Here is a 20,626-nt window from a genome sequence, read left to right as displayed (position 1 = left end):
GTGCCCGCGATGGGGCAGGGAGCCCGTGACGGGTACAATACCGGGTTTGCAATGACACCGTTACAAGGGGCCCAACGTGAATTTCATCGATAAACTCTCCGCGGCCTGGACCCGCAACGACTCGCTCCTGTGCGTCGGACTCGACCCTGATCTGGCGCGCTTCCCTGCTCATTTGAAGGATCAACCGGACGCGATCGTCCGGTTCTGCAAGGCCATCATCGACGCCACGGCGGACCTCGCCTGCGCCTTCAAGCCGCAGATCGCCTATTTCGCCGCCCTCGGCGCCGAAGACCAGCTCGAGGAAATCTGCTCCTACCTGCGCGACACTTATCCGCACATCCCCCTGATCCTCGACGCCAAGCGCGGCGACATCGGGGCGACCGCCCACCAGTACGCGCGCGAAGCCTTCGACCGCTACGGCGCGGACGCGGTCACGGTCAATCCCTACATGGGTTTCGATTCGGTCGAGCCCTACATGGCGTGGAAAGACCGCGGCGTGATCGTGCTGTGCCGCACTTCGAATGCAGGCGGTTCGGACCTGCAGTTCCTGGATGTGGGCGGCCTGCCGCTGTACCAGCATGTGGCGAAACTCGTGGCCGGGAAATGGAACCGCAACGGCCAGTGCGCGCTGGTGGTGGGGGCGACCTTCCCGGAAGAACTGGCGCAGGTGCGCAAGATCATCGGCGACATGCCTTTATTGGTGCCGGGTGTCGGTGCGCAGGGGGGCGATGTCGAGGCGACCGTGCGTGCCGGGCGGACCGCCGGTGGGACCGGGATGATGATCAATTCGTCGCGGGCGATTTTGTATGCGGTGCCGCAGGAAGGCGAGGATTTTGCGGCGGCGGCACGGCGTGTCGCACGCGAGACGCGGGATGAGATCAATCGGTATCGGGGGTAATGATAAACCCCCGCGTTGGGCGTAGCGGGGAATTCGGGCAGCACGCTGCCCGCCCGCGAAGCGCCCTGCGCGACAGGGCAGGGCACGCCCAAGTTTAATACCTGCTCGGCGCAATCGCTTCGACGTATTCGTACAAGGCACCCAGGATCTCCTCGGCGCGCTCGTCCGCCGTCTCCGACAGCGCATCGATCTCCCCAAACAACTGGTCCACCGTGCGTGCCCCGCCCGCTCCATCGAACAGCCGCGCCGCGCGGTGTTCTTCCCAGCTCTCCATCTCCTGCTCGCTTAGCGTCTGCGGGAAATTGCGTGCCCGGTAGCGCCACAGCAGTTCGGCCAGCCGCTCGTCCTCGAACGAAGGCCGGCTTGTGGCCAGCTGTGCAGGCGTCTGCATGCGCAGGGATTCGAGCTTGCGGCGGTCGTTGTTGCTGACGAACCCGCCATACAGGTCTTCATCGACATCGGTCTCGTTGCCGGAGGCCGGCTTCTGGTACACCTGCGCCCAGATCGCCGCCATGTCGGGCCCGTTCGCCGCCAGCTGCGCGTGGGCTTTGGCCTGGTCGAGGTCGAGGCCCCAGCGCGTCGCCATCGCCGGGCTCAGGGTCTTCAGGTTCCCGACCAGCATCGGCGACTTGTTCAGGTGGACGCTCTTGATCGGCAGCCGCGTGACACCTTCCGGCAGGTCGGCGCTGCGCGTGAACATGCGCAGCCGGATCGTCTCGACATCCAGACTAAACAGTTCCGACGGATCGTGACGGCAATCCCACACCAGGATTTCGTTCTTGTTGCTCGGATGCTGGGCCAGTGGCCAGACCAGAGCCAGACAGCCGTTCTCGACCGGGAACATGCCCGATACGTGCAGGAAGGGCTGGCGCGCTGCGCGTTCCAGGTGCAGGCCCATTTCGCTGGCGACCTTGTCCTTGCGCCGCAGTTCGAGGCAGAAGTCGAACAGGCGCGGCTGTTTATTCCGGATCAGGCGCGCCAGTGCGATCGTGGCGCGCACGTCGGACAGCGCGTCGTGCGCCGCCTCGTGCGACAGGCCGTTGGCGCGGGTCAGGTCCTCGAGGCGGAAGCTCGGACGTCCATCCGGATGCGTCGGCCATTCGATGCCTTCCGGACGCAGCGCATAGGTCATGCGCACGACGTCGAGCAGATCCCAGCGGCCGCAATTGTTCTGCCATTCGCGCGCATACGGGTCGAGCAGGTTACGCCAGAACAGGAAGCGCGTGACTTCGTCGTCGAAGCGGATCGTGTTGTAGCCGACGCCGATCGTCCCCGGCTCGGCGAACGCCGCCTCGATCTGGCGCGCGAATTCGTGCTCGGGCACCCCCAGTTCGAGGCATTGCTGCGGCGTGATGCCCGTGATCAGGCAGGACTGCGGATCTGGCAGGTAATCGTTGGCCGGCTGGCAGAACAGCATCAGCGGTTCGCCGATCTCGTTGAGCTCGGCATCGGTGCGGATCGCGGCAAACTGCGCCGGACGATCGCGGCGCGGCTGGGCGCCGAAGGTTTCGTAGTCGTGCCAGAGGAAAGTGTGTGTGCTCATCGTTTTATTGTATGTGGCCATCCTGATGGAGCATCAAGAATGGCAGGGATTGTCGGGCCGCAGCCGCGATCCGTCAATCAAACGCTCACACAGTTGCGGCCTGCTTCCTTGGCGCGGTAGAGGGCGGCATCGGCCGCTTCGATCAGGCTGGTTTCGTCGCCGTTCGGATCGAGCACGGCCACGCCGAAGCAGGCCGTCAGGTGCGGCATCGGCACCCGCATGTCGGGGAACAGCACGGCTTCGCGCATCTGATGGCACAGGCGGTCGGCCACCATGCGGGCCAGCTCGACGGTCGTTTCAGGCAGCACGGCCATCAATTCCTCGCCGCCATAGCGCACCGCAAAATCGGATGGCCGCAAGCCGTCGCGGATGACGTTTGCCGCCGCGCACAGGGCGGCGTCGCCAACCAGGTGGCCGTGGGTGTCGTTGAACTTTTTAAAGTTGTCGAGGTCGACCATGAGCAGGGACAGCGGGCTGCCCTGGGCACGGGCGCGGCCCACCAGTTTCGGCAGCATGTCGGCCAGCCAGGCCCGGTTGTAGAGGCCGGTCAGGGTATCGTTCAGCGAGAGCTGGCGGTAGAACTCGCCGAGCTTCTGGCGCCGGCGCAACAGGGCATTGGCGGCGCGGATGCGGAAAGACATCAGGCGCAGCAGGTTGCGCGCCACGGCGTTCGACTGGTCGATCAGTTCCCAGGCGAGCTGCGATTCGATCACCAGCAAGCACGTTTCTTCGACGGCGTGGACGGCGTCGAGATTGGCGGCGTCGTCCAGCACCGACTGCTCGCCCACGCTTTCGCCCGGCAGGATGCGGTTGACGTTGCCGTCCGAGGTGCCGGCATGGCCGTCGGTTTCGACTTCGAGCATGCCCGACAGCACGATATACAGGCGCGCCCGCACGGCATCCTCGATAGCTTCACCCGCGGCAAGTTGCACCACCTCGCAATCGGCCAGCGCGACCGCGGCGGCGGCTGTGTCGGCGCCGCGAAACAGCTCCAGCTTGTCGACCGTGTAGCCCGAATCCCGAAATGGTCCGATAAGTTTCAAAACGATTCTCCGCGTTGGTCGCTGGATGGCGACGATGAAGACTTCATGATAAACCATTCGCCACCGCGTTCCTGCTGGTGTTTCGGAAACAGGAATGTTTCAATAGCGCCCATGAATGCCTCTCCCGAACACCTCATTGACGCCCTTGGCGTAAGCCACCAGCCGGCGCCTGATGCACGCATCGTGTCGCTCGTTCCCTCGATCACCGAACTGCTGTGCGACCTGGGCCTTGCACACCTGCTGGTCGGACGTACCGGCTTCTGCATCCATCCTGAAAAGATCGTCAGCCAGATCCCGAAAGTGGGCGGCACCAAGGACGTGAATCTCGACAAGATCCGCAAGCTGGCGCCGACCCATGTGATCGTCAACATCGACGAAAACGAAAAGCCGACCGCCGAGGCGCTGGCCGCCTTCGTGCCGCACCTGGTCGTCACGCATCCGCTGGCGCCGCGCGACAACCTGGCGCTGGCGCGGCTGATGGGCGGCATTTTCGGCGCCAGCGAGGCGGCCGAGCGCTGGTGCACGGACTTCGAGACCGAATACGCGGCTTTGAAGGCCGCACCTGCCGGCCCGGCGTGCACGGTGCTCTACTGCATCTGGCAGGATCCGTGGATGAGCGTTTCAGGCGACACGTATATCGCGCGCATGCTCGGCGAGCTCGGCTGGAAGGTGCCGGCGCTGCCGGACACCAGCCGCTACCCGCGCTTCGCCTGGTCGGAACAACTCGTGGCCGGGCTCGCGGGTGGTCTCGACGCCGTGCTGCTGTCGACCGAGCCCTACCGGTTCACCGAGGCGCACGCGGACGCGCTCGAAAAGCAGCTCGGCATTCCGGTGTTCCTGGTCGACGGCGAAATGATGTCGTGGTATGGCAGCCGGGCGCTGGCGGGGCTGCGTTACCTGCGGCAGTTGCGCGCGATGCTGGAGGGGACGTAAAAAAGCGCGGCCTGGGCCGCGCTCGGTTCTGCAGAATGCTGAATTACATGCCGCTGGTCAGGTTTTTGTTCTGTTCAGGTGCGAGATCGCCGTCGATGTCGCCCAGCGGTACCGGCTCGCGGCGCGCCTTGTCGGTCAGGCGGCCAAGGGCGCTGTCGAGCGCGCGCTTGAGCTTGTTGCCGGCACTGGTGATGGCCTGGTGCAGGTTGGCCGCGTGTTCGTTGACGACCACCGGCGCATAGCCGGTGACGTGCGCTTCCATCATGCAGCGGTTGCCGCCGTCGGCGCCTTTCTGGCTGTTCTCGTCGCTCAGGTGAACCTCGACGCGGTGGACCTGGTCCTCGAAGCGGCCGATCGCGCCTTCGACGACGGATTGCACGTGCTCATCCAGGCCTTGATGTTTATCGATGGTACGGTCGGTGTTGACATTGATTTGCATATAGATGGCTCCGTTATCAAAGATCTTGAAGCCGATCTTACACTTTTTGCCATTTTTACCGCGTTCCGCACACTAGGCGGATTTCCCATCATCCTTGTGGTGCGGGAAACGATCCATCTTCGACAGCACCGGGAACAGCACCGTCCAGAGCCCAGTCACCACCAGCGTCGCCGCGCCGCCGAGCAAAATTGCGCGCGTCAGGCCGAACCAGCCGGCAGTGACGCCGGATTCGAATTCGCCCAGCTCGTTCGAGGCGCCGATGAAAACGGCGTTCACGGCGCTGACGCGGCCGCGGATCTCGTCCGGCGTTTCGTACTGCACCAGCAAATGGCGCACATAGACGCTGACCATGTCGCCGGCGCCGAGCAGGAAGAGGGCGCCCAGGGCCACCGCGAAATGGGTCGTCCAGCCGAGGGCCAGCGTGGCCATGCCGAACAGGGCGACGCCGCCGAACATCCAGGCGCCGACATGGCGCCGGATCGGCATGAAGGCCAGTGCGATCGAGCACAGCGCGGCGCCGGCGCCCGGGGCCGTGCGCAGCCAGCCGAGCGCGGTCGGGCCGGCATGCAGCACATCGTGCGCGTAGGCGGGCAGCAGGGCGGTGGCGCCGCCGAACAGCACCGCGAACAGGTCGAGGGAAATCGCACCCAGCACGATCGGACGCGAGCGCACGAAGCGCAGGCCCTCCAGCAGGGTATGCCAGCTCGCCGGCTCGGTACTGCGGACCTGCGGCGCGCTGGTGGTCGAGGCCATCAGCAGGGTGGCGACCAGCAGCAGCGCCGCCGCGACCAGGTAGACGACCGTCGGACCGAAGGCATACAGCAGGCCGCCGAGCACGGGGCCGGCGATGACGGCCACGTGAAAGGTCGAGGAGCCGAGCGCCACGGCCTGGCCGAAATCCTTGTCCGGCACCAGGTTGCGCAGCACGGCCTGCGAGGCCGGCATCATGAAGGCGCGCGCGCTGCCGAACAGCACCAGCACCGCGAACACGGGCCAGACCACGCGGCTGCCGCTGGCGGTAAAGGCCAGCAGCAGCGCGCTCACCAGCAGCTGGGTCAGCATGCACAAGACGATGATCTTGCGGCGGTCATGGCGGTCGGCGACGTGGCCGGCCCACAGGATCAACACGAGGAAGGGCGCGAACTGCGCCAGCCCGATCAGGCCGAGGTCGAACAGGCTGCCCGTGATCTGGTACACCTGCCAGCCGACGGCCACGCTTTGCATCTGGACGGCAAGGGTGCCGAGGAAGCGTGCGGAAAGGTAGAACGAGAGATTACGGTTGCGCAGGACACTGAGGCCGCTGGACGAGGAAAGCAGGGACATTGAAGAGGCACATTGACTGGCGGGAAGTTGTCGATTGTGCCTGATTTCATTGTTTGCTGCGTAGGGTAGGCGGGGTAATTTCGGCCAATGGCCGGAATTACGCCCACCCTACAGTTTATTCCGCGGCGAGATCCGCTTCCGTCGTGAACGCATCCGCATAAAACTCGTCCGCCGGCAGCCCGCATTGCGCCGTGTACTGGCTGCGCGCGGCATCGACCATCACCGGCGCGCCGCAGGCATACACCTGCCAGCCCGACAGATCGGGAATGTCCTGCATCACCGCCGCGTGGACATAACCGGTGCGGCCGCTCCAGTTGTCTTCCGGGAGCGCATCCGAGATCACCGGTACGTATTCGAAATCGGGCATGGTCGTGGTCCAGGCCTGGCACAGTTCGTCCATGTACAGGTCTTGCGGACGGCGCCCGCCCCAGTACAGGCGCACGGGACGGGTCGACTTCAAATGCATCAGGTGCTCGACCAGGGCTTTCACCGGCGCGAAGCCGGTACCGGAGGCCAGCAGCACGATCGGTTTATCCGATTCCTCGCGCAGGAAGAAGGTGCCGAGCGGCCCTTCGAAGCGCAGGATGTCGCGTTCCTTCATGGCGCCGAACACGTGGTCGGTGAACAGGCCGCCCGGCAGGTGGCGGATGTGCAGTTCCAGCGGGCGCTCGAGCGTCGGCGCGCAGGCCAGGCTGTAGGCGCGGCGCTTGCCGTCCTTCAGCAGGAATTCGACATACTGGCCGGCACGGTAGGCCAGCGCCTCGTTGGCCGGCAATTGCAGGGTGACGATCGCCACGTCCGGTGCCGCGCGCGTGATCGAGGCGACCCGGGTCGGCATCTTGCGGATCGGGTAATCGCTGCTACCGCCCACTTCGCGCGCCTCGATCACGACGTCGCCTTCGGGCAGGGCGCAGCAGAACAGCGACATGCCTTGCAGCTTTTCCTGCTCGGTCAGGGCGCGCGCCTGGTGCGGCTTGTGCGTCACCGTCCCGCCGACCACCTTGCCCTTGCACGAACCGCAGGCGCCGTTCTTGCAGCCGTACGGTAGCCCCACACCGGCGCGGATGGCGGCCGACAGCACGGTTTCGTCGGCTTCGCAGGCGAATTGGGTGCCGCTGGGCTGGACAGTGATCTGGAACGTCATACAATCCTCAACATGAATTTCAATAATAAATTTCGTCTGGGCCGCCCGCGCCTGCTGCTGGTCGGCTGCGGCGATGTCGGCATGCGCCTGCTGCCGCTGCTGGTCCCGCGCTTCCGGGTCTTTGCCGTCACGCGCGATGCGGAGCGCGCCGCCGGACTGCGGGCACTCGGCGCCATACCGGTCGTGGCCGACCTCGACCAGCCGGCCAGCCTGGGGCGCCTGCGCGGGCTCGCGCCGTACGTGGTGCACCTGGCGCCGCCCCGGCCGGAAGGCGCGCGCGACGTGCGCACACGCAACCTGACCGCCATTCTACCCGAGGGGACACGCCTCGTTTATGTCAGCACGAGCGGGGTCTACGGCGATTGCGGCGGGGCGCTGGTCGACGAAACCCGCAGCGTGGCGCCGAAAAACGCGCGCGCCGCCCGCCGCGTCGATGCCGAGCGCGTGCTGCGCGGCTGGGCGCGGCGCCTCGGAGGCAGTGTCGCGATCCTGCGCGTGCCCGGCATCTATGCGCGCGAGCGCCTGCCGCTCAAGCGCCTGCGCGAAGGCACACCGGCCTTGCGGCCCGAGGACGATGTCTACACCAATCACATCCAGGCCGACGACCTGGCGCGGATTATCGCGCTGGCTTTGTTCCGTGCGCTGCCGGGACGGGTTTATCATGCGACCGACGACACCCGCCTGAAAATGGGAGAGTACTTCGACGCCGTTGCCGACGCCTTCGGCCTGGCGCGTCCGCCGCGCCTGGAACGCGAAGCCCTGCGCGCGGCCGTGTCGCCAATGCTGCTTTCCTTCATGTCGGAATCGCGCCGCTTGGACAACACGCGCATGCGCCGCGAGCTCGGCGTGCGGCTGCGCTATCCCGACGTCCATCGCGCCCTGGAGCAATGGGCGCTGGTACAATAACGTCCCTCACGAAAAAGCCGACATCATGACGACCCTGACCTACGAAGCCTTCCTGGACGAAATAACGACCCTGCTCACCGAGCTCTATGAGCTCGACGACGAGGCTGCCATCAAGCTGGTCGTGGATGCGCAAGCCGACGATTATTTCGTGGCGCATGACGATCACGAAGAGATGCGGACGCTCGAGCAGGCGAAAAAGGAAGCGGTCGCTCTCTACGAGAACAAGCAGAACCGGGCGCAGACCCAGGGCAGGCAGCAACTGCGCGCACGGCAGAAGAAAACCTGAGTCCTTTCCCGCCTCGTCGTATCTGCGTCTTGGGACACTCCGCGCAGCCCCGCCACAGCACCCTGCCGATCGGCGGCGCGGGCCGCCGGCTGGCATGCTGCTTGAACAGCGTTAGCGCTGGGTAGTGCGGTGCTGATCGCGGGCGGGCCGAGGCCTGGAAGCCGGCGCACCGGATACAGGCTCCGGCGGACTGCGCATGCTGCGCCCCAGTCACCGGACCATGTGCGGTATCAGGCTGCTTGCGGGACGCCTGGGCCGAGGCAATAGGCGGTCTGGACTTCAGCTGCCTTGACAATGCCTGGGCCGAGGCAATAAGCGGTCTTGACAGCAGTTGCCTTGATGCCTGGGCCGAGGCAATAAGCAGTCTGGACGTCGGCTGCCTTGATGCCTGGGCCGAGGCAATAAGCGGTCTGGACGGCGGCCGCCCTGATGCCTGGGCCGAGGCAATAAGCAGTCCGGACGGCAGCTGCCTTGGCGATGCCTGGGCCGAGGCAATAAGCCGAGTTTGCAGCTTCGCCCATTGCGGCGAAACACGCCGTTTGCACGTCGGCAGCTTCCAGCGCACCGTCGGCCCTCGACGGACGCACATACGACAGGCCGAAAGTGGACTCATACAAGGCGCGCGTGCGCTCGCCCGCCTGCTGCTGCATTTCCATGTCGTCCTCGCCCTCCAGGCCGAGGTAAGGGTAGTGGTGCAGGAAGCGCCCGAAGGTCAGCTCGCAATCGAGGGCGTACTTCATCGTATCGAGGATGTGGTAATGCCAGAAAGTGTCGACATCCACGGTCGGCGCCACCTGCTCCTCCGGGAAGGCGTCCATCAGGTAAAGGAAACGACGGTACTCGGTTTCGATGGCGTTCGCGCGTTCCAAAGACCAACCCTCGCCGGATTCCTTGTGCATCAGTTTTGTTTTGATCGGGTTCAAATCCAGAGCGGCAATGAGGGCGAAGTCGTTATTCGAAATCATGATCTATCCTTTTGTTTTGGCTACTGCATCGTTATTTTGGCTTGCGTGCGGGCAATCGATGAAGTGATGCTGGCAAATGGGTAGGCCTCCTCGGTTTTTGCTGCTTACGTCGTTATTGACGCGAAGCATTGATATGAATTCTCTACCTCAAGCATCCAAAAAACGTTGATTTTGCGCAAGTTGAGACATGTTGTCGTAAATTGGACTACATCTGCACGGGCAGTAGGCCTACAAGATCGCGATGGATGCGCCTACAGACCATCGAAGGCTGGATGGGGAGCGGAAGCAGGTGCCGGTGCGGGGGACACGGCAAGCAGGTTGTCCGCAGCGGGGAGCGATACGTGCACCGTCGTACCGGCATTTGCCGAGCTGGTGATGATGCATCTGCCGCCGAGGATCCTGACCCGTTCCTCGATGCCGACGAGCCCGAACGAGCCCGGTTTCTGCCCGCCGGCTTTGCTCAGGCCGATGCCATTGTCGCTGACGGTCATCGAGATCGATTCGGGATCGACGGCGAGCTCGACCCGTACCTTGGTGGCGCGGGCATGGCGCGACACGTTGGTCAGCGATTCCTGGAGGATGCGGAACAGGGTTGTCGCGCAGCGGTCGCTTACGTGCAGGTCGTGGTTGTGCGAAATCAGTTCGCAGGCCAGGCCGGTGCGCCGCTGGAATTCGGCGATCTGCCAGTCCACTGCCGCCGTCAGGCCCAGGTCGAGTACGTGGGGCCGCAGGTCGTTGATGATCTGGCGTACGCTCTTGATGGTCGCATCGATCTGCTCGAGCATCCAGTGCGCGCGGGTATGCAGGCGGGGATGGCGCTTGTTGGTGCGCGACGCGAGCAGGTCGACCTCGATGCGCAGGGCCAGCAGGTTCTGGCCGAGGTCGTCATGGATCTCCCGCGCAATGCGCTTGCGTTCGCTTTCCTTGATGCTTTCCGCGTGGGCCGCCAGGCGCCGCAGGTTGTCGTTGGTTTTCTGCAGCTTCGCTTCGCTCGCCCGCAATTCCCCGGTCATTTCCTCGGCCAGGACGATGGCCCGCCGGCGCGACAAACTGAGCGTCTGGAACAGCGCATACAGCAGGGCGGTGCCGGTCGTCCCGGCCAGCATCGCCACCCAGGGCAGGATGCTGTCGAGCTCGGAATACAGGCCGCGCTTCGACACGGCGAAATCGAGGTCCCATCCACGTCCGTCTACACCCACAGGCATTCGTGCACGAAACTCGGCCTGCTCGTCATGGGCCACGCCGGGGCGGTTGTCGAAGAACACAGTGCGGCGGTAGCCCGACGGCCTGTCGCGGCTGTCGACCGGGGTCATTCCGGAAATCACGAGTCGGGTCGCGTTTTTCGGCATGTTGTCGAGCATGCTGTGGGCCAGGCCGTCGACACGAAAGCCGATGCCGACCGTACCCAGATAGGCGGCGCGGCGCTGGGCTATATCCTGCGGGGGCATGACGGCGCGGTACACCGGCAAGCGCATCGTCAGGCCCAATAGCAGCGATCCGGACTTTAAACGGGCGCCGGACGTCAACACCTCGCCTGTGTCGCGCGCGTGCGCCAGGAGCGCCGGACCGTTTGGGTTGGTGTGCATGTCCACACCGATCCGCTCGATCCAGGCCGTGCCTGGTTCGACGAAGGTGAGCACCGTGTACTCGGCGCGCCGGCCCTCGGGCACGATCTTCGCGTTGCGTCCACGTCCGTCGATGTTTTGCAACATTTCCGCTTCGAACCGCTCGCGTTCGGCGTCGGTCACGTAGCGGGCGAAGTTGATCGACTCGACACCCGGGAAATGATTTGGCAAGTCGAGGCCGGCCACGTAGCGGCGGAACTCATCGCGCGTGATACCGTCGGCCGCAAGAAACAGGCTGGCCGTCCCGCGCAGCACGTCGGCATAGGTCTTGAGGCGCCCGTCCAGGATCGTCTGGACGTTGCGCGCCATGTGGTTAAAGCGCGCCAGCGCGTCGTTTTCGACCGCCTGGCTGGTGCTGACATACAAGCCTGCGCCTACGCTCAGCGACAGCAGCGCGCCCAGCCAGGAACCAGGCTTGATCGCCTTAATCTTCGTGATCGGGTCGGCCGTTCTCATTTCCAATCCAATCGAATGGGACCTATTTGATTTGGATCAGAATCCCTCAGATAGCGCGAGCCCGAAACCTATCAACACTGCTAGTTGCGTGCAGCGGCCCGACAGGACGAAAGAAAACCCGCCGCGGGTAGGCCCCGGGCGGGTTCGATCATGGCGCAGCAGGCAGGGAAAGGCGTAATCGCCCCTGTGGGTTCGATTACTTGCCCCAGCTATCCTTGAGCGTCGTCACGCGGTTGAATACCGGCTTGCCCGGCTTCGAATCGACCTGGTCGGCCACGAAATAACCGTGGCGCTCGAACTGGAAGCGCTGCTCGGGCTGTGCATTGGCCATGCCCGGCTCGAGGTAGGCGGTGACGGTTTCCAGCGCATTCGGATTCAGCAGGGCCTTGAAATCCTTGCCGCCGGCGTCCGGGTGCGCATCGAGGAACAGGCGGTCGTACAGGCGCACTTCCGCAGCCAGTGCCGATGCCGCGCTGACCCAGGTGATGTTGCCCTTGACCTTGTAGTTGTCAGCCCCGGGCGTGCCCGACTTCGAATCTTCGAAGTATTTCACGTGCACGGCCGTGACCTTGCCGTCGGCATCCTTCTCGAAACCGGTGCACTCGACCACATAGCCGTACTTCAGGCGCACGCGGCTGCCCGGCTGGTCGCCCACGGGCGGCGTGAAGCGGAAATAGCCTTTGGTTGGCGTTTCCATGAAGTCTTCCTGCTCGATCCACAGCTCGCGCGTGAACGGGAAGGTGCGCACACCCATGTCCGGGTGGTGCGGGTGGACCGGCGACGTGCACGCGTGCGACTCTCCCTCCGGGAAATTATCGACGATCAGTTTCAACGGACGGAGGACAGCGATCGCGCGCGGCGCCTTCGGGTCCAGGTCGTCGCGCAGCGAGCCTTCCAGCGTGCTCATGTCGATCCAGCCGTCGGCCTTCGAGACGCCGATGCGCTCGCAGAACAGCTGGATCGATTCAGGCGTGTAACCGCGGCGGCGCAGGCCGACGATGGTCGGCATGCGCGGGTCGTCCCAGCCGGACACGATCTTCTCGTCCACCAGTTGCCGCAGCTTGCGCTTGGACATGACGACGTAGGTCAGGTTCAGCCGCGACATCTCGTACTGGCGCGGTACCGGAGGCTGGAAGAAGCCGCCCGCGGTCGCGGTGGCGATCAGCCAGTCGTAGAACGGGCGGTGGTCCTGGAACTCGAGCGTGCAGATCGAATGGGTGATCGACTCCATCGCGTCCGACAGCGGGTGCGTGTAGTCGTACATCGGATAGATGCACCAGTCGTCGCCCGTGCGGTGATGGTGTGCATGGCGGATGCGGTACAGGGCCGGATCGCGGTTGGTCATGTTCGGCGAGGACATCGCGTCCTCGCTCATCTTCGCGCGCAGGATGTGCTCGCCGTCCTTGTACTTGCCGGCCTTCATGTCGCGGAACAGCTTCAAGGACTCTTCGACCGGGCGGTTGCGGAAGGGCGAATTCGTGCCCGGCGTACCGAAGTTGCCACGGTTCTTCGCCATGTCTTCGGCGCTCTGGCTGTCGACGTAGGCAAAACCATGCTGGATCAGGTATTCCGCGATCTCGTAGAGCTTGTCGAAATAGTCGCTGGCGTAGTGCAGGTATTCCTCGCCGCCTTGCTCCCACGAAAAGCCGAGCCACTTGACGCTGTCCATGATGGTGTCGACGTATTCCTGGTCTTCCTTCTCCGGATTGGTGTCGTCGAAGCGCAGGTGGCAGCGGCCGGCGTAGTCGCGCGCCAGCCCGAAATTCAGGCAGATCGATTTCGCGTGGCCGATGTGCAGGTAGCCGTTCGGCTCGGGCGGAAAACGTGTGATGACCGGAGGCATGCCTGGACGGTCGTGGGTGCCCGCCGCCAGGTCGTGGTCGATGATGGCACGAAGGAAATTCGACGACGGCGCGTTCGCCGTCGCCGCCTTGTTCTTGTCGTTACTCATTGGTGGTGTTTTGTATAGGTAAAGTTGCTGGCATTTTACCGTAGACGGCCTGGCTGCGGTCCCCCTATGTGGTGGAGCGCACGGTCCGCTTCGTATGCAGGGATCATACTTGGGGCGTATCGGCCGGCCTGCAAGGGAAGCTCAAGTGAAGGCCAGCGCCGGTGTGGTCCGTCAACGCACCGCACCGGCGCTGCTGTCACGTTGGCGTTTTCTATAGGATAATCTCGTTTTGCCGTTTGCTCGGCACCAGCCGGAGAGTTCCAAAGTGGAAAATTTATACGCGATCCTCGGCGTCGCGCCGAACGCCAGCGACGAAGAGATCAAGAAGGTCTACCGCTCGCTGGCGATGCGCTATCACCCCGACCGCAACGACGCGCCGGGCGCCGAAGCGCGCTTCAAGGCCGTCACGAAGGCCTACGAGATCCTGTCGGACCGGAGCAAGCGCGAGGAATACAACCAGAGCGTGAACCACCGCATCGTGCTCGACGCCGAAGCCGAAGCCTTCGAGTTGTGGCGCTCGCTGTTCGCGCTCAACGGCGTGACGCTGCAGGCCTGAGGCCTGCGGCCGCCTCCACCGCCGCATCTACTGCATTCACAGGACAAATAATGAAAAGAGTACATCCCGAATTCGCCTACCAGTCGCGCGAGCTGGAGGGCCAGATCGAAGGCACGCTGGGCGACCCGCCGAACAAGAAGAACTACCAGATGATGGTCGACGCCCTGGTCTCGGAATACGCCGGCGGTTCAGGCATCGACGACGTCAACCTGATGGCCTTCGCCCTCGTTGACAAGATCAGGTTCACCGACCCGAAAGGCCTGCTGCGCGAAGCGGCCGACTACGAAGGCGACGACCCGGCCAAAGTGTTCGCCATGGCCGAGTGCACGGGCGAAGACGGCGCCGCGATGTATGCGTCGATGACGGAAAACCATCCGGAACTGGCGCGCCAGGCGATCATCACGGCCTTCCTCTTCAAGCACCAGCAGCGCTGGGAAGACGACGACCAGTCGCTCGAGCAGCTCGGCAAGAACGACGAGGGCGACGACGAGGAAGACGAAGAAGGCATGGTCTCGGACGACTTCACCGGGATCTTCGATGGCGAAGGAGAACGCGAATGAGCGACAATGCAAGCAATGCTGCCAACCTGCCGGCGCTCACCAGACAGGTGAGCGAACTGGTACTGGCCGGCTCGCTGGGGCACGCCGAAGAGGCGTTCTCCAAGGCGGCCGACGAACACGGCGACTACGCCGTGGCCGAAGTGCTCTCTACCCTGCCGCCGCAAGTGACGGCCCTGCACCTGGCCGGCTTCGACGGCGCCAAGACGTCGCTGGCGACCATGCTGGTGCCGCCCAAGGCCTGGGCCGATAGCCTGGCCTACATGGCCGCCACCTGGCCCGACAACATGATCGAGGACGACCCCGAGCGCATCGCCGAGGGTCTGTTCAACCACGTCCACGGCGTGGTCTACGCGACCGAGGACGAGGACCGCCGCCACGAGCTGCTGCAGGAAGCCTCCGCCACCGACCACGGCGCCACCGTGTTCGCCATCCTGTGGTCGCTGGCCCCGAAAGAGATCATGGAAGTAGCCGGTGAAATCAACCTGAAAGGGCGTTACGTGACGGGCCAGACCTCGTCCGACAGCGACATCATTCCGCTCGCGATCGACCTGGCGAAAGCCAGCGAAGACGGCTGGGAGCGTTCGCTGATCGAGCTCTTCCCCGAATTCAGGCATAGCAACGAAATGGCCGAGGCCGAATTCCCGGACGACCCGGACGAAGACCCGGACTTCCAGCAGAGAAGCACGCGCGACCTGCTGTACCGCCTGCGCAAGCAGGTGCCGTCGGTGCGCACCATGCCAAGGCGCAGCGTGCGCAAGAGCATCGGTACGGACATCTTCTCGTGACCGGATCGCCATCGATGCTGCCCTCAATCGTCATTGAAAAGCTGCCGCGCCTGGTGCGTGCGATCAGGCTGCTGCCGACCATGGCCGACGCCGACGAGGCGATCGGCCTGGCCGACGAGCTCTCGTCCATCACCGCGATGGTGGCCGAGAAGTTCACCAACGACCGCACCGCCGAAGGCATCCAGCGCGCGCTGATGCTGACCGTGGGCGGCATGTCGCTCGGCCTCGAACACCTGGTCGACGACGACAGCGACGAGACGGCGCTCGACATCCTGATCGCGGACGGCGCCGAATACGTGTTCCAGGCGGGCTTTCGCATGATCCGCGAACTGGCCGCGCTGCCCGAGGACAGCCTGGTCGGCGAATACGACAACGACCCGGTGTACGCCGGCCGGCGCCTGAAGGAACTGTTCGTCGACATCTGCACCGCCGACCCGGGAGAGACCTGGACCGGCTACGACCGTTACCTGGGCCAGGTGCGCCAGCGCGAGGGCGTGCAGGCGATCGTCAACGCCGCCAAGTGGCTGCGCAAGAACCACTACGAAGGCCCGGTCACCGACCCCGACCTGAACGCCGAAGGCGTGATCGCGCTGGCGGTCATCTTCGCCGTCGACGGCGGCACCATCGTCGCACGGGCGGGGCAGAAGGACTTCGAGCGCTTCGTGAAGTCGGTCCGCAAGAATAACCCCGACTACGAGACCGGCTGGGCGGCGCTGCTGGAAAAAGTGCCGGCCCCGCACCGCGAGATCATCGCCGAGCGCGTCGCGTCCTACCGCGAGCATTGCACGGTCCTGCAAAGCATCCGCACCAAGGCGCCGATGACCCAGCTGCTGGCGGAGATGGAGAACTATGCGGGGTCGGAGCTCGATACCGAGTATCCATAAAGCGTTGCCGGCCAAGGTTTAGCGCTTGTAGGGTGGGCGGGTCTTCCCGCCCACGCGTTCAACCAACGCCCGCATCATCGTAAACACAGCTTCGCAATCCAGCCCCCCGCCGACGAGCCCTTCCGTTTTTCGCTATCATGAGCAGTCCAGTTTCAGGATTCGCCCATGTCTTCTCCCGCCATCGCCGCCGGCAGCGCCGACTTCAAACGCATCAACCGCGCCATGGCCTTCGGTGGCTTTTCCACCTTTGCCTTGCTCTACAGCGTACAGCCCCTGATGCCGCTGCTCGCGCGCGACTTCGCCCTGACCCCCGCGCAAAGCAGCCTGGCCCTGTCGATCTCCACCGCCGCACTGGCCGTTTCTCTGCTCGTATCGAGCGTGCTGTCCGAACGCTTCGGCCGCAAGCCGCTGATGGCCGCCTCCATGCTCAGCGGCGGCCTGCTCACGCTGCTGGCCGCCTTCACCAGCGACTACACCCAGCTGCTGGTCCTGCGCGCGCTGCTCGGCTTCATGCTGGGCGGGATGCCGGCCGTGGCGATGGCCTACCTGAGCGAAGAAATCGAGGGATCGTCGCTCGGCCTGTCGATGGGCATGTACATCAGCGGCAGCGCATTCGGCGGCATGTTCGGGCGCGTGCTCGCTTCGGTGATCAGCGATTTCTGGTCCTGGCGCGCCGCGCTCGGCCTGATGGGTGCAGCGGGCCTGTACGCGGCCTGGGAATTCTGGCGCAGCCTGCCCGTCTCGAAACGCTTCCGGCCGGGGCAGGGCGGCTTCGCCGGGCTGAGGGAAGGCGTCGGCAGGCACGCAAGGGATGCGGGCCTGCCCTGGCTGTTCGGCCTGTCCTTCCTGCTGATGGGTTCCTTCGTCAGCCTGTACAACTACATCGGCTACCGCCTGCTCGGCCCCGAGTTCGGCCTGCGCCAGAGCGCGGTCGGCGCCTTGTCTGTGCTCTACCTGCTGGGCATTTTCAGTTCGGTCTGGGCCGGGCGCCTGGCCGACCGGCTCGGACGGCGCAACGTGCTGTACCTGGTGATGTCGGTGATGTTCGCAGGCCTGTTGCTGACGCTGTTCGGCAACCTGGTCGCCGTCGTCGCCGGCGTCGGCCTCTACACCTTCGGCTTCTTCGCCACGCACTCGGTCGCCAGCAGCTGGGTTGGCCGGCGCGCGCGTGCGCCGCAGGCCCTGGCCTCGGCCTTGTACCTCTTCTTCTACTACCTCGGCTCGAGCGTGGTCGGCTGGCTCTGCGGCTTCGTCTGGGAATACGGCGGCTGGACGGGCGTCGTCAGCCTGCTGGGTGCGATCCTGGCCGGCGCCATGCTCATCGCATTGCGCCTGCGCGGCCTGGCGCCGCTGGAAGCCGGCGCCCCGGCCGCCGCCGGCGCGCCACCCGGCTGAATCCGCCGCAGTCTTGATGCGGGTCATGCCCGCGAGCATCATCGCCCTCTTTACGTCCGGTAACATCGGCGGTTGGCAAGCGTCCAGGCTTGCCGTCGATTCCTCCAGACGAAGGAGTGCGCATGAACGCCCCCGGCTTCCCCACCCTCGGCCTGTTCGGCACAGGCCTGAGCCAGCATGCACGGCTCATCACCCTCACCAGCAGCCAGGACAGCGCGCTGCCTGAAGCGCTGGCGGCCGAAGGCTTCACTGGCCGCGAGGCAGTCAACGAACTGTTCTGCTTGGACGTCGATGCGCTCAGCACCTCGACCGACCTCGATCTCGACGATTTCCTCGGCGAAGAACTGACGCTCGGCCTGCTCCAGCCTGACGGCAGCCGCCGTTCGTGGCACGGACTGTGTACCGAAGCTGCCTGGCTGGGCGCCGACGGCGGCGTCGCGCGCTACCGCCTGCGCCTCGAACCAGCGCTGGCGCTGCTGGCCCGGCGCCGCGACTGCTACATCTTCCAGGACAAGAACGCGCGCGACATCGTCACCGAACTGCTGGCCGATTATCCGCAGGTGCGCTTCGACTTCGATATCACGCAGGAGCTACCCAAGCGCGCGATCTGCACCCAGCACCGCGAGAGCGACCTGGAGTTCTTTATCCGCCTGCTCGCTTCCGAAGGCCTCAACTGGCGCTTCGAGCACCGGGAGTCCGGGCACCGCCTGATCATCTTCGACAGCCGGGCCATCGCGCCGGGCACGCCGGGCGGCGACGTCATCCGCTTCCACGGCGTGCGCGCCACCGAACGCGACGACGCCATCGACGCCTTCAGCGCCCAGCGCCGGGTCGCCGCCAACGGCGTTGCGATCAGCAGCTGGGATCCGGGCCAATTGCTGGCGCCGGGATGTGAACAGCGCTCCAACCTCGATGCGGGCGAGCTGCCGCCCCTGTGGCTGTACGACGGCAGCGGCGAGCGCATCGTGAGCGAACGGAGCGCCGCGGACACGCACAGCGAACTGATGCTGCAGGCGCTCGAGCGGGAGAACAAGGTCTTCGAAGGCATGGGCGCCGCCCGCCGGCTGGCGGCAGGCCACGCTTTTCAACTCACCCAGCACGAGCGCTATCCGGAGGGCGAGAACGCTTTTACGGTGCTCTGGGTGCAGCACGAGGCACGCAACAACTTCGACACCGGCATCGCACAGGCCGCGGGCGGCGGCGTTGAAAACGGCACCTACCGCAACAGCTTTGGCTGCGTACGCGATGCGGTTGCGATCGTACCCGCGCTCACGGCCGCGCCATTGAAAGTTACCGCACCGGGTGCGCAATGCGCGCTGGTGGTCGGGCTCGCCGACTCGGTATCGACCACGACACGTGACCACCAGGTCCGTGTCCAGTTCGCCTGGCAGCGCGGCGGTCGCCCCAACGCCGGAGGCCTGTCCCACGACACCGATAGCGAGGGCTGCGCGCCGGGCGACGACCGTTCCGGCACCTGGGTGCGCGTCGCCGAAGCGCTGGCCGGTCCCAACTGGGGCACGCTGTTCACCCCGCGCGTCGGCACCGAGGTGCTGGTCGATTTCGTCGAGGGCGACATCGACCGCCCCGTGATCGTGTCCCAGCTGTTCACCGGAGCGGACCTGCCGCCATTTGCCGCCGGCGTCGATTCCGGCATTGATCATGCGGGCACGCTGTCGGGCATCCACAGCCACAACGTCGACGGCGGCGGTTTCAATCAATGGCAGCTCGACGACACGCCGGGCCAGGTGCGCACGCGGCTTGCCACCAGCACTGCAGCAACGCAATTGAACCTCGGTTACCTGATCCAGCAATCGCCTGGTACCGCCCAGCGCGGTGCTTACCGTGGCCGCGGTTTCGAATTGCGCACCGACGCCTGGGCCGTCGTGCGGGGCGGGGAGGGCGTCCTGCTATCCACGAGCGCCCGTGCACGCCAGGGCTGCGGCGTGAGCTCGACACAGATGGACGCGCTCGAGGCGGTCTCCTTGCTGAAAGGCGCAGAGGCGCTCGGCAAGACGCTGGGCGACGCGGCGGCGCAGCAGCAGGCCTTGTTCAGCAAGGACGCCTCAAAGGCGCAGTCGGAATTCATTGAGCAGGTCGATCCCAAAGCGAAGGGGAAATATGCCGGGGCCGTCAACGGCCAGACGGCGCAGAAGGCAAAGAGCGGGGCGCGCGAGCTCGATCCGCAGCAGCCGGTCGAGAAATTCGCTTCCGCGGTTGTCCTGCTGGACTCGGCCGCAAGTATGAACTGGGCCACGCCGGCCTCGACCATCCTTTACGCCGGCAAGCAGTTGAATTGGACGACGCAATCGGACCTGCATATGACGGCGGCGCACACCGTGTCCTCGGTTGCCGCCAACACCGCGAGTCTGTTCACGCACGGCGGCGGTATCCAGGCGATAGCCGGCAATGGGCCGGTCTCGCTGCAGGCGCATACCGATCAGCTGGAGATTGTGGCAGACAAGGAGGTCACGGTGATCTCCGTGAACGACTGCATCGAGATCAAGGCCAAGGAAAAGATCGTGCTGCAGGCGGGGCAGTCGGCGATCACGCTCGAGGGCGGGAATATCACTTTTGCTTGTCCGGGGAAGTTTTCGGTGAAGGGCGGGAAGCATTTCTTTGATAGCGGAGCAAACAAAGCCGCCAATTCGTTGAATCTGCCAGGCGAGCTAAGTGAGGAGACAAAGCACTGGATCGCCTTGCACTATCTGGATCCCGAGTTAGCCGAAGGGATACCCGAGGTCGACTATCAAATCCACTTCGAAAAAGGGCCAATGCTCACCGGCACACTCGATAATGAAGGCAAAGCGCTGCATGAGAACGTGCTGAACAGACCTGTCAAAAAGGTCGTCTATTTGCCCCGCACGCCAAAAAAGGAGCAACCACATGACCCCTTAGAAAAGTTAACTGGCTGATACGCACTTTTTCCCAAATCAT

The 20,626-nt window shown here is 64.7% G+C and carries 18 protein-coding genes; 10 read left to right on the top strand and 8 right to left on the bottom strand.

The window, feature by feature from the left end:
* Positions 1–76 precede the first annotated feature (76 nt).
* Positions 77–898 carry an orotidine-5'-phosphate decarboxylase gene (pyrF, locus tag LPB04_RS22985; RefSeq protein ID WP_193686737.1) on the top strand — a complete coding sequence of 274 codons (822 nt, stop codon included), beginning with the start codon at positions 77–79 and terminating at the stop codon, positions 896–898.
* A 94-nt stretch (positions 899–992) separates the two neighbouring features.
* On the opposite strand, the gene sbcB is transcribed toward pyrF, so the two are convergent.
* Positions 993–2,441 (bottom strand): exodeoxyribonuclease I, encoded by a 1,449-nt coding sequence (gene sbcB / locus LPB04_RS22980; protein WP_193686736.1) that lies wholly within the window; start codon positions 2,439–2,441, stop codon positions 993–995.
* Between the two features lie 77 nt (positions 2,442–2,518).
* Positions 2,519–3,484: a GGDEF domain-containing protein gene (locus tag LPB04_RS22975; RefSeq protein ID WP_227496550.1), complete on the bottom strand. Its 966-nt coding sequence runs from the start codon at positions 3,482–3,484 to the stop codon at positions 2,519–2,521.
* A gap of 111 nt (positions 3,485–3,595) precedes the next feature.
* Between LPB04_RS22975 and LPB04_RS22970 the strand changes: the two genes are divergently transcribed.
* Positions 3,596–4,417, top strand: a complete 822-nt coding sequence (locus LPB04_RS22970; protein WP_193686734.1) for a helical backbone metal receptor — start codon at positions 3,596–3,598, stop codon at positions 4,415–4,417.
* A 43-nt stretch (positions 4,418–4,460) separates the two neighbouring features.
* Here LPB04_RS22970 and LPB04_RS22965 read toward each other — a convergent pair whose 3' ends face one another.
* The 3 genes from LPB04_RS22965 to LPB04_RS22955 all read right to left on the bottom strand — a co-directional run bounded on the left by LPB04_RS22965 (position 4,461) and on the right by LPB04_RS22955 (position 7,323).
* Positions 4,461–4,856 (bottom strand): HPF/RaiA family ribosome-associated protein, encoded by a 396-nt coding sequence (locus tag LPB04_RS22965; protein WP_193686733.1) that lies wholly within the window; start codon positions 4,854–4,856, stop codon positions 4,461–4,463.
* A gap of 72 nt (positions 4,857–4,928) precedes the next feature.
* Positions 4,929–6,179, bottom strand: coding sequence for an MFS transporter (locus LPB04_RS22960; protein ID WP_193686732.1), 1,251 nt, complete (start codon positions 6,177–6,179; stop codon positions 4,929–4,931).
* A gap of 115 nt (positions 6,180–6,294) precedes the next feature.
* Entirely contained in the window at positions 6,295–7,323 is a 1,029-nt protein-coding gene (locus LPB04_RS22955; protein ID WP_193686731.1) for a CDP-6-deoxy-delta-3,4-glucoseen reductase, read from the bottom strand.
* Between the two features lie 12 nt (positions 7,324–7,335).
* On the opposite strand from LPB04_RS22955, the gene LPB04_RS22950 reads away from it, so the two are divergent.
* Together LPB04_RS22950 and LPB04_RS22945 are read left to right on the top strand one after the other, a co-directional pair.
* A complete protein-coding gene (locus LPB04_RS22950; protein WP_193686730.1) occupies positions 7,336–8,229 on the top strand; it encodes an SDR family oxidoreductase in 894 nt (297 codons plus the stop codon).
* Between the two features lie 25 nt (positions 8,230–8,254).
* Positions 8,255–8,515: a hypothetical protein gene (locus tag LPB04_RS22945; RefSeq protein WP_193686729.1), complete on the top strand. Its 261-nt coding sequence runs from the start codon at positions 8,255–8,257 to the stop codon at positions 8,513–8,515.
* 230 nt (positions 8,516–8,745) lie between these two features.
* Here LPB04_RS22945 and LPB04_RS22940 read toward each other — a convergent pair whose 3' ends face one another.
* The 3 genes from LPB04_RS22940 to LPB04_RS22930 form a co-directional block, all read right to left on the bottom strand.
* Positions 8,746–9,480, bottom strand: coding sequence for a glycine-rich domain-containing protein (locus tag LPB04_RS22940; RefSeq protein WP_193686728.1), 735 nt, complete (start codon positions 9,478–9,480; stop codon positions 8,746–8,748).
* 251 nt (positions 9,481–9,731) lie between these two features.
* Positions 9,732–11,561, bottom strand: a complete 1,830-nt coding sequence (locus LPB04_RS22935) for a CHASE domain-containing protein (protein WP_193686727.1) — start codon at positions 11,559–11,561, stop codon at positions 9,732–9,734.
* A 196-nt stretch (positions 11,562–11,757) separates the two neighbouring features.
* Positions 11,758–13,512 (bottom strand): glutamine--tRNA ligase/YqeY domain fusion protein, encoded by a 1,755-nt coding sequence (locus tag LPB04_RS22930; protein WP_193686726.1) that lies wholly within the window; start codon positions 13,510–13,512, stop codon positions 11,758–11,760.
* 265 nt (positions 13,513–13,777) lie between these two features.
* On the opposite strand from LPB04_RS22930, the gene LPB04_RS22925 reads away from it, so the two are divergent.
* From LPB04_RS22925 to LPB04_RS22900, 6 genes are all read left to right on the top strand, one after another.
* Entirely contained in the window at positions 13,778–14,068 is a 291-nt protein-coding gene (locus LPB04_RS22925) for a DnaJ domain-containing protein (protein ID WP_193686725.1), read from the top strand.
* 50 nt (positions 14,069–14,118) lie between these two features.
* Positions 14,119–14,628: a hypothetical protein gene (locus tag LPB04_RS22920; RefSeq protein ID WP_193686724.1), complete on the top strand. Its 510-nt coding sequence runs from the start codon at positions 14,119–14,121 to the stop codon at positions 14,626–14,628.
* On the top strand, positions 14,625–15,413 hold the full coding sequence (locus tag LPB04_RS22915; RefSeq protein WP_193686723.1) for a hypothetical protein: 789 nt from the start codon (positions 14,625–14,627) through the stop codon (positions 15,411–15,413). Before LPB04_RS22920 ends, LPB04_RS22915 begins: the two co-directional genes overlap by 4 nt.
* A gap of 14 nt (positions 15,414–15,427) precedes the next feature.
* The gene (locus LPB04_RS22910) at positions 15,428–16,297 is read left to right on the top strand and encodes a hypothetical protein (protein ID WP_193686722.1); all 870 of its coding nucleotides are present in this window, start codon (positions 15,428–15,430) and stop codon (positions 16,295–16,297) included.
* Between the two features lie 165 nt (positions 16,298–16,462).
* Positions 16,463–17,692: an MFS transporter gene (locus LPB04_RS22905; RefSeq protein ID WP_193686721.1), complete on the top strand. Its 1,230-nt coding sequence runs from the start codon at positions 16,463–16,465 to the stop codon at positions 17,690–17,692.
* A gap of 122 nt (positions 17,693–17,814) precedes the next feature.
* On the top strand, positions 17,815–20,604 hold the full coding sequence (locus LPB04_RS22900) for a type VI secretion system Vgr family protein (RefSeq protein ID WP_193686720.1): 2,790 nt from the start codon (positions 17,815–17,817) through the stop codon (positions 20,602–20,604).
* Positions 20,605–20,626 lie beyond the last annotated feature (22 nt).

The sequence above is a fragment of the Massilia litorea genome, assembly GCF_015101885.1.
GTDB lineage: Bacteria > Pseudomonadota > Gammaproteobacteria > Burkholderiales > Burkholderiaceae_D > Telluria > Telluria litorea.
This window is presented reverse-complemented; position numbering and strand designations above follow the sequence as displayed.

Coding starts and splice junctions, on each gene's coding strand:
- LPB04_RS22960 (WP_193686732.1), bottom strand. CDS start 6,179: ATGTCCCTGCTTTCCTCGTCCAGCGGCCTCAGTGTCCTGCGCAACCGT.
- LPB04_RS22930 (WP_193686726.1), bottom strand. CDS start 13,512: ATGAGTAACGACAAGAACAAGGCGGCGACGGCGAACGCGCCGTCGTCG.
- LPB04_RS22900 (WP_193686720.1), top strand. CDS start 17,815: ATGAACGCCCCCGGCTTCCCCACCCTCGGCCTGTTCGGCACAGGCCTG.
- LPB04_RS22905 (WP_193686721.1), top strand. CDS start 16,463: ATGTCTTCTCCCGCCATCGCCGCCGGCAGCGCCGACTTCAAACGCATC.
- LPB04_RS22910 (WP_193686722.1), top strand. CDS start 15,428: ATGCTGCCCTCAATCGTCATTGAAAAGCTGCCGCGCCTGGTGCGTGCG.
- LPB04_RS22940 (WP_193686728.1), bottom strand. CDS start 9,480: ATGATTTCGAATAACGACTTCGCCCTCATTGCCGCTCTGGATTTGAAC.
- LPB04_RS22950 (WP_193686730.1), top strand. CDS start 7,336: ATGAATTTCAATAATAAATTTCGTCTGGGCCGCCCGCGCCTGCTGCTG.
- LPB04_RS22945 (WP_193686729.1), top strand. CDS start 8,255: ATGACGACCCTGACCTACGAAGCCTTCCTGGACGAAATAACGACCCTG.
- LPB04_RS22965 (WP_193686733.1), bottom strand. CDS start 4,856: ATGCAAATCAATGTCAACACCGACCGTACCATCGATAAACATCAAGGC.
- LPB04_RS22970 (WP_193686734.1), top strand. CDS start 3,596: ATGAATGCCTCTCCCGAACACCTCATTGACGCCCTTGGCGTAAGCCAC.
- LPB04_RS22935 (WP_193686727.1), bottom strand. CDS start 11,561: ATGAGAACGGCCGACCCGATCACGAAGATTAAGGCGATCAAGCCTGGT.
- sbcB (WP_193686736.1), bottom strand. CDS start 2,441: ATGAGCACACACACTTTCCTCTGGCACGACTACGAAACCTTCGGCGCC.
- LPB04_RS22920 (WP_193686724.1), top strand. CDS start 14,119: ATGAAAAGAGTACATCCCGAATTCGCCTACCAGTCGCGCGAGCTGGAG.
- LPB04_RS22915 (WP_193686723.1), top strand. CDS start 14,625: ATGAGCGACAATGCAAGCAATGCTGCCAACCTGCCGGCGCTCACCAGA.
- LPB04_RS22955 (WP_193686731.1), bottom strand. CDS start 7,323: ATGACGTTCCAGATCACTGTCCAGCCCAGCGGCACCCAATTCGCCTGC.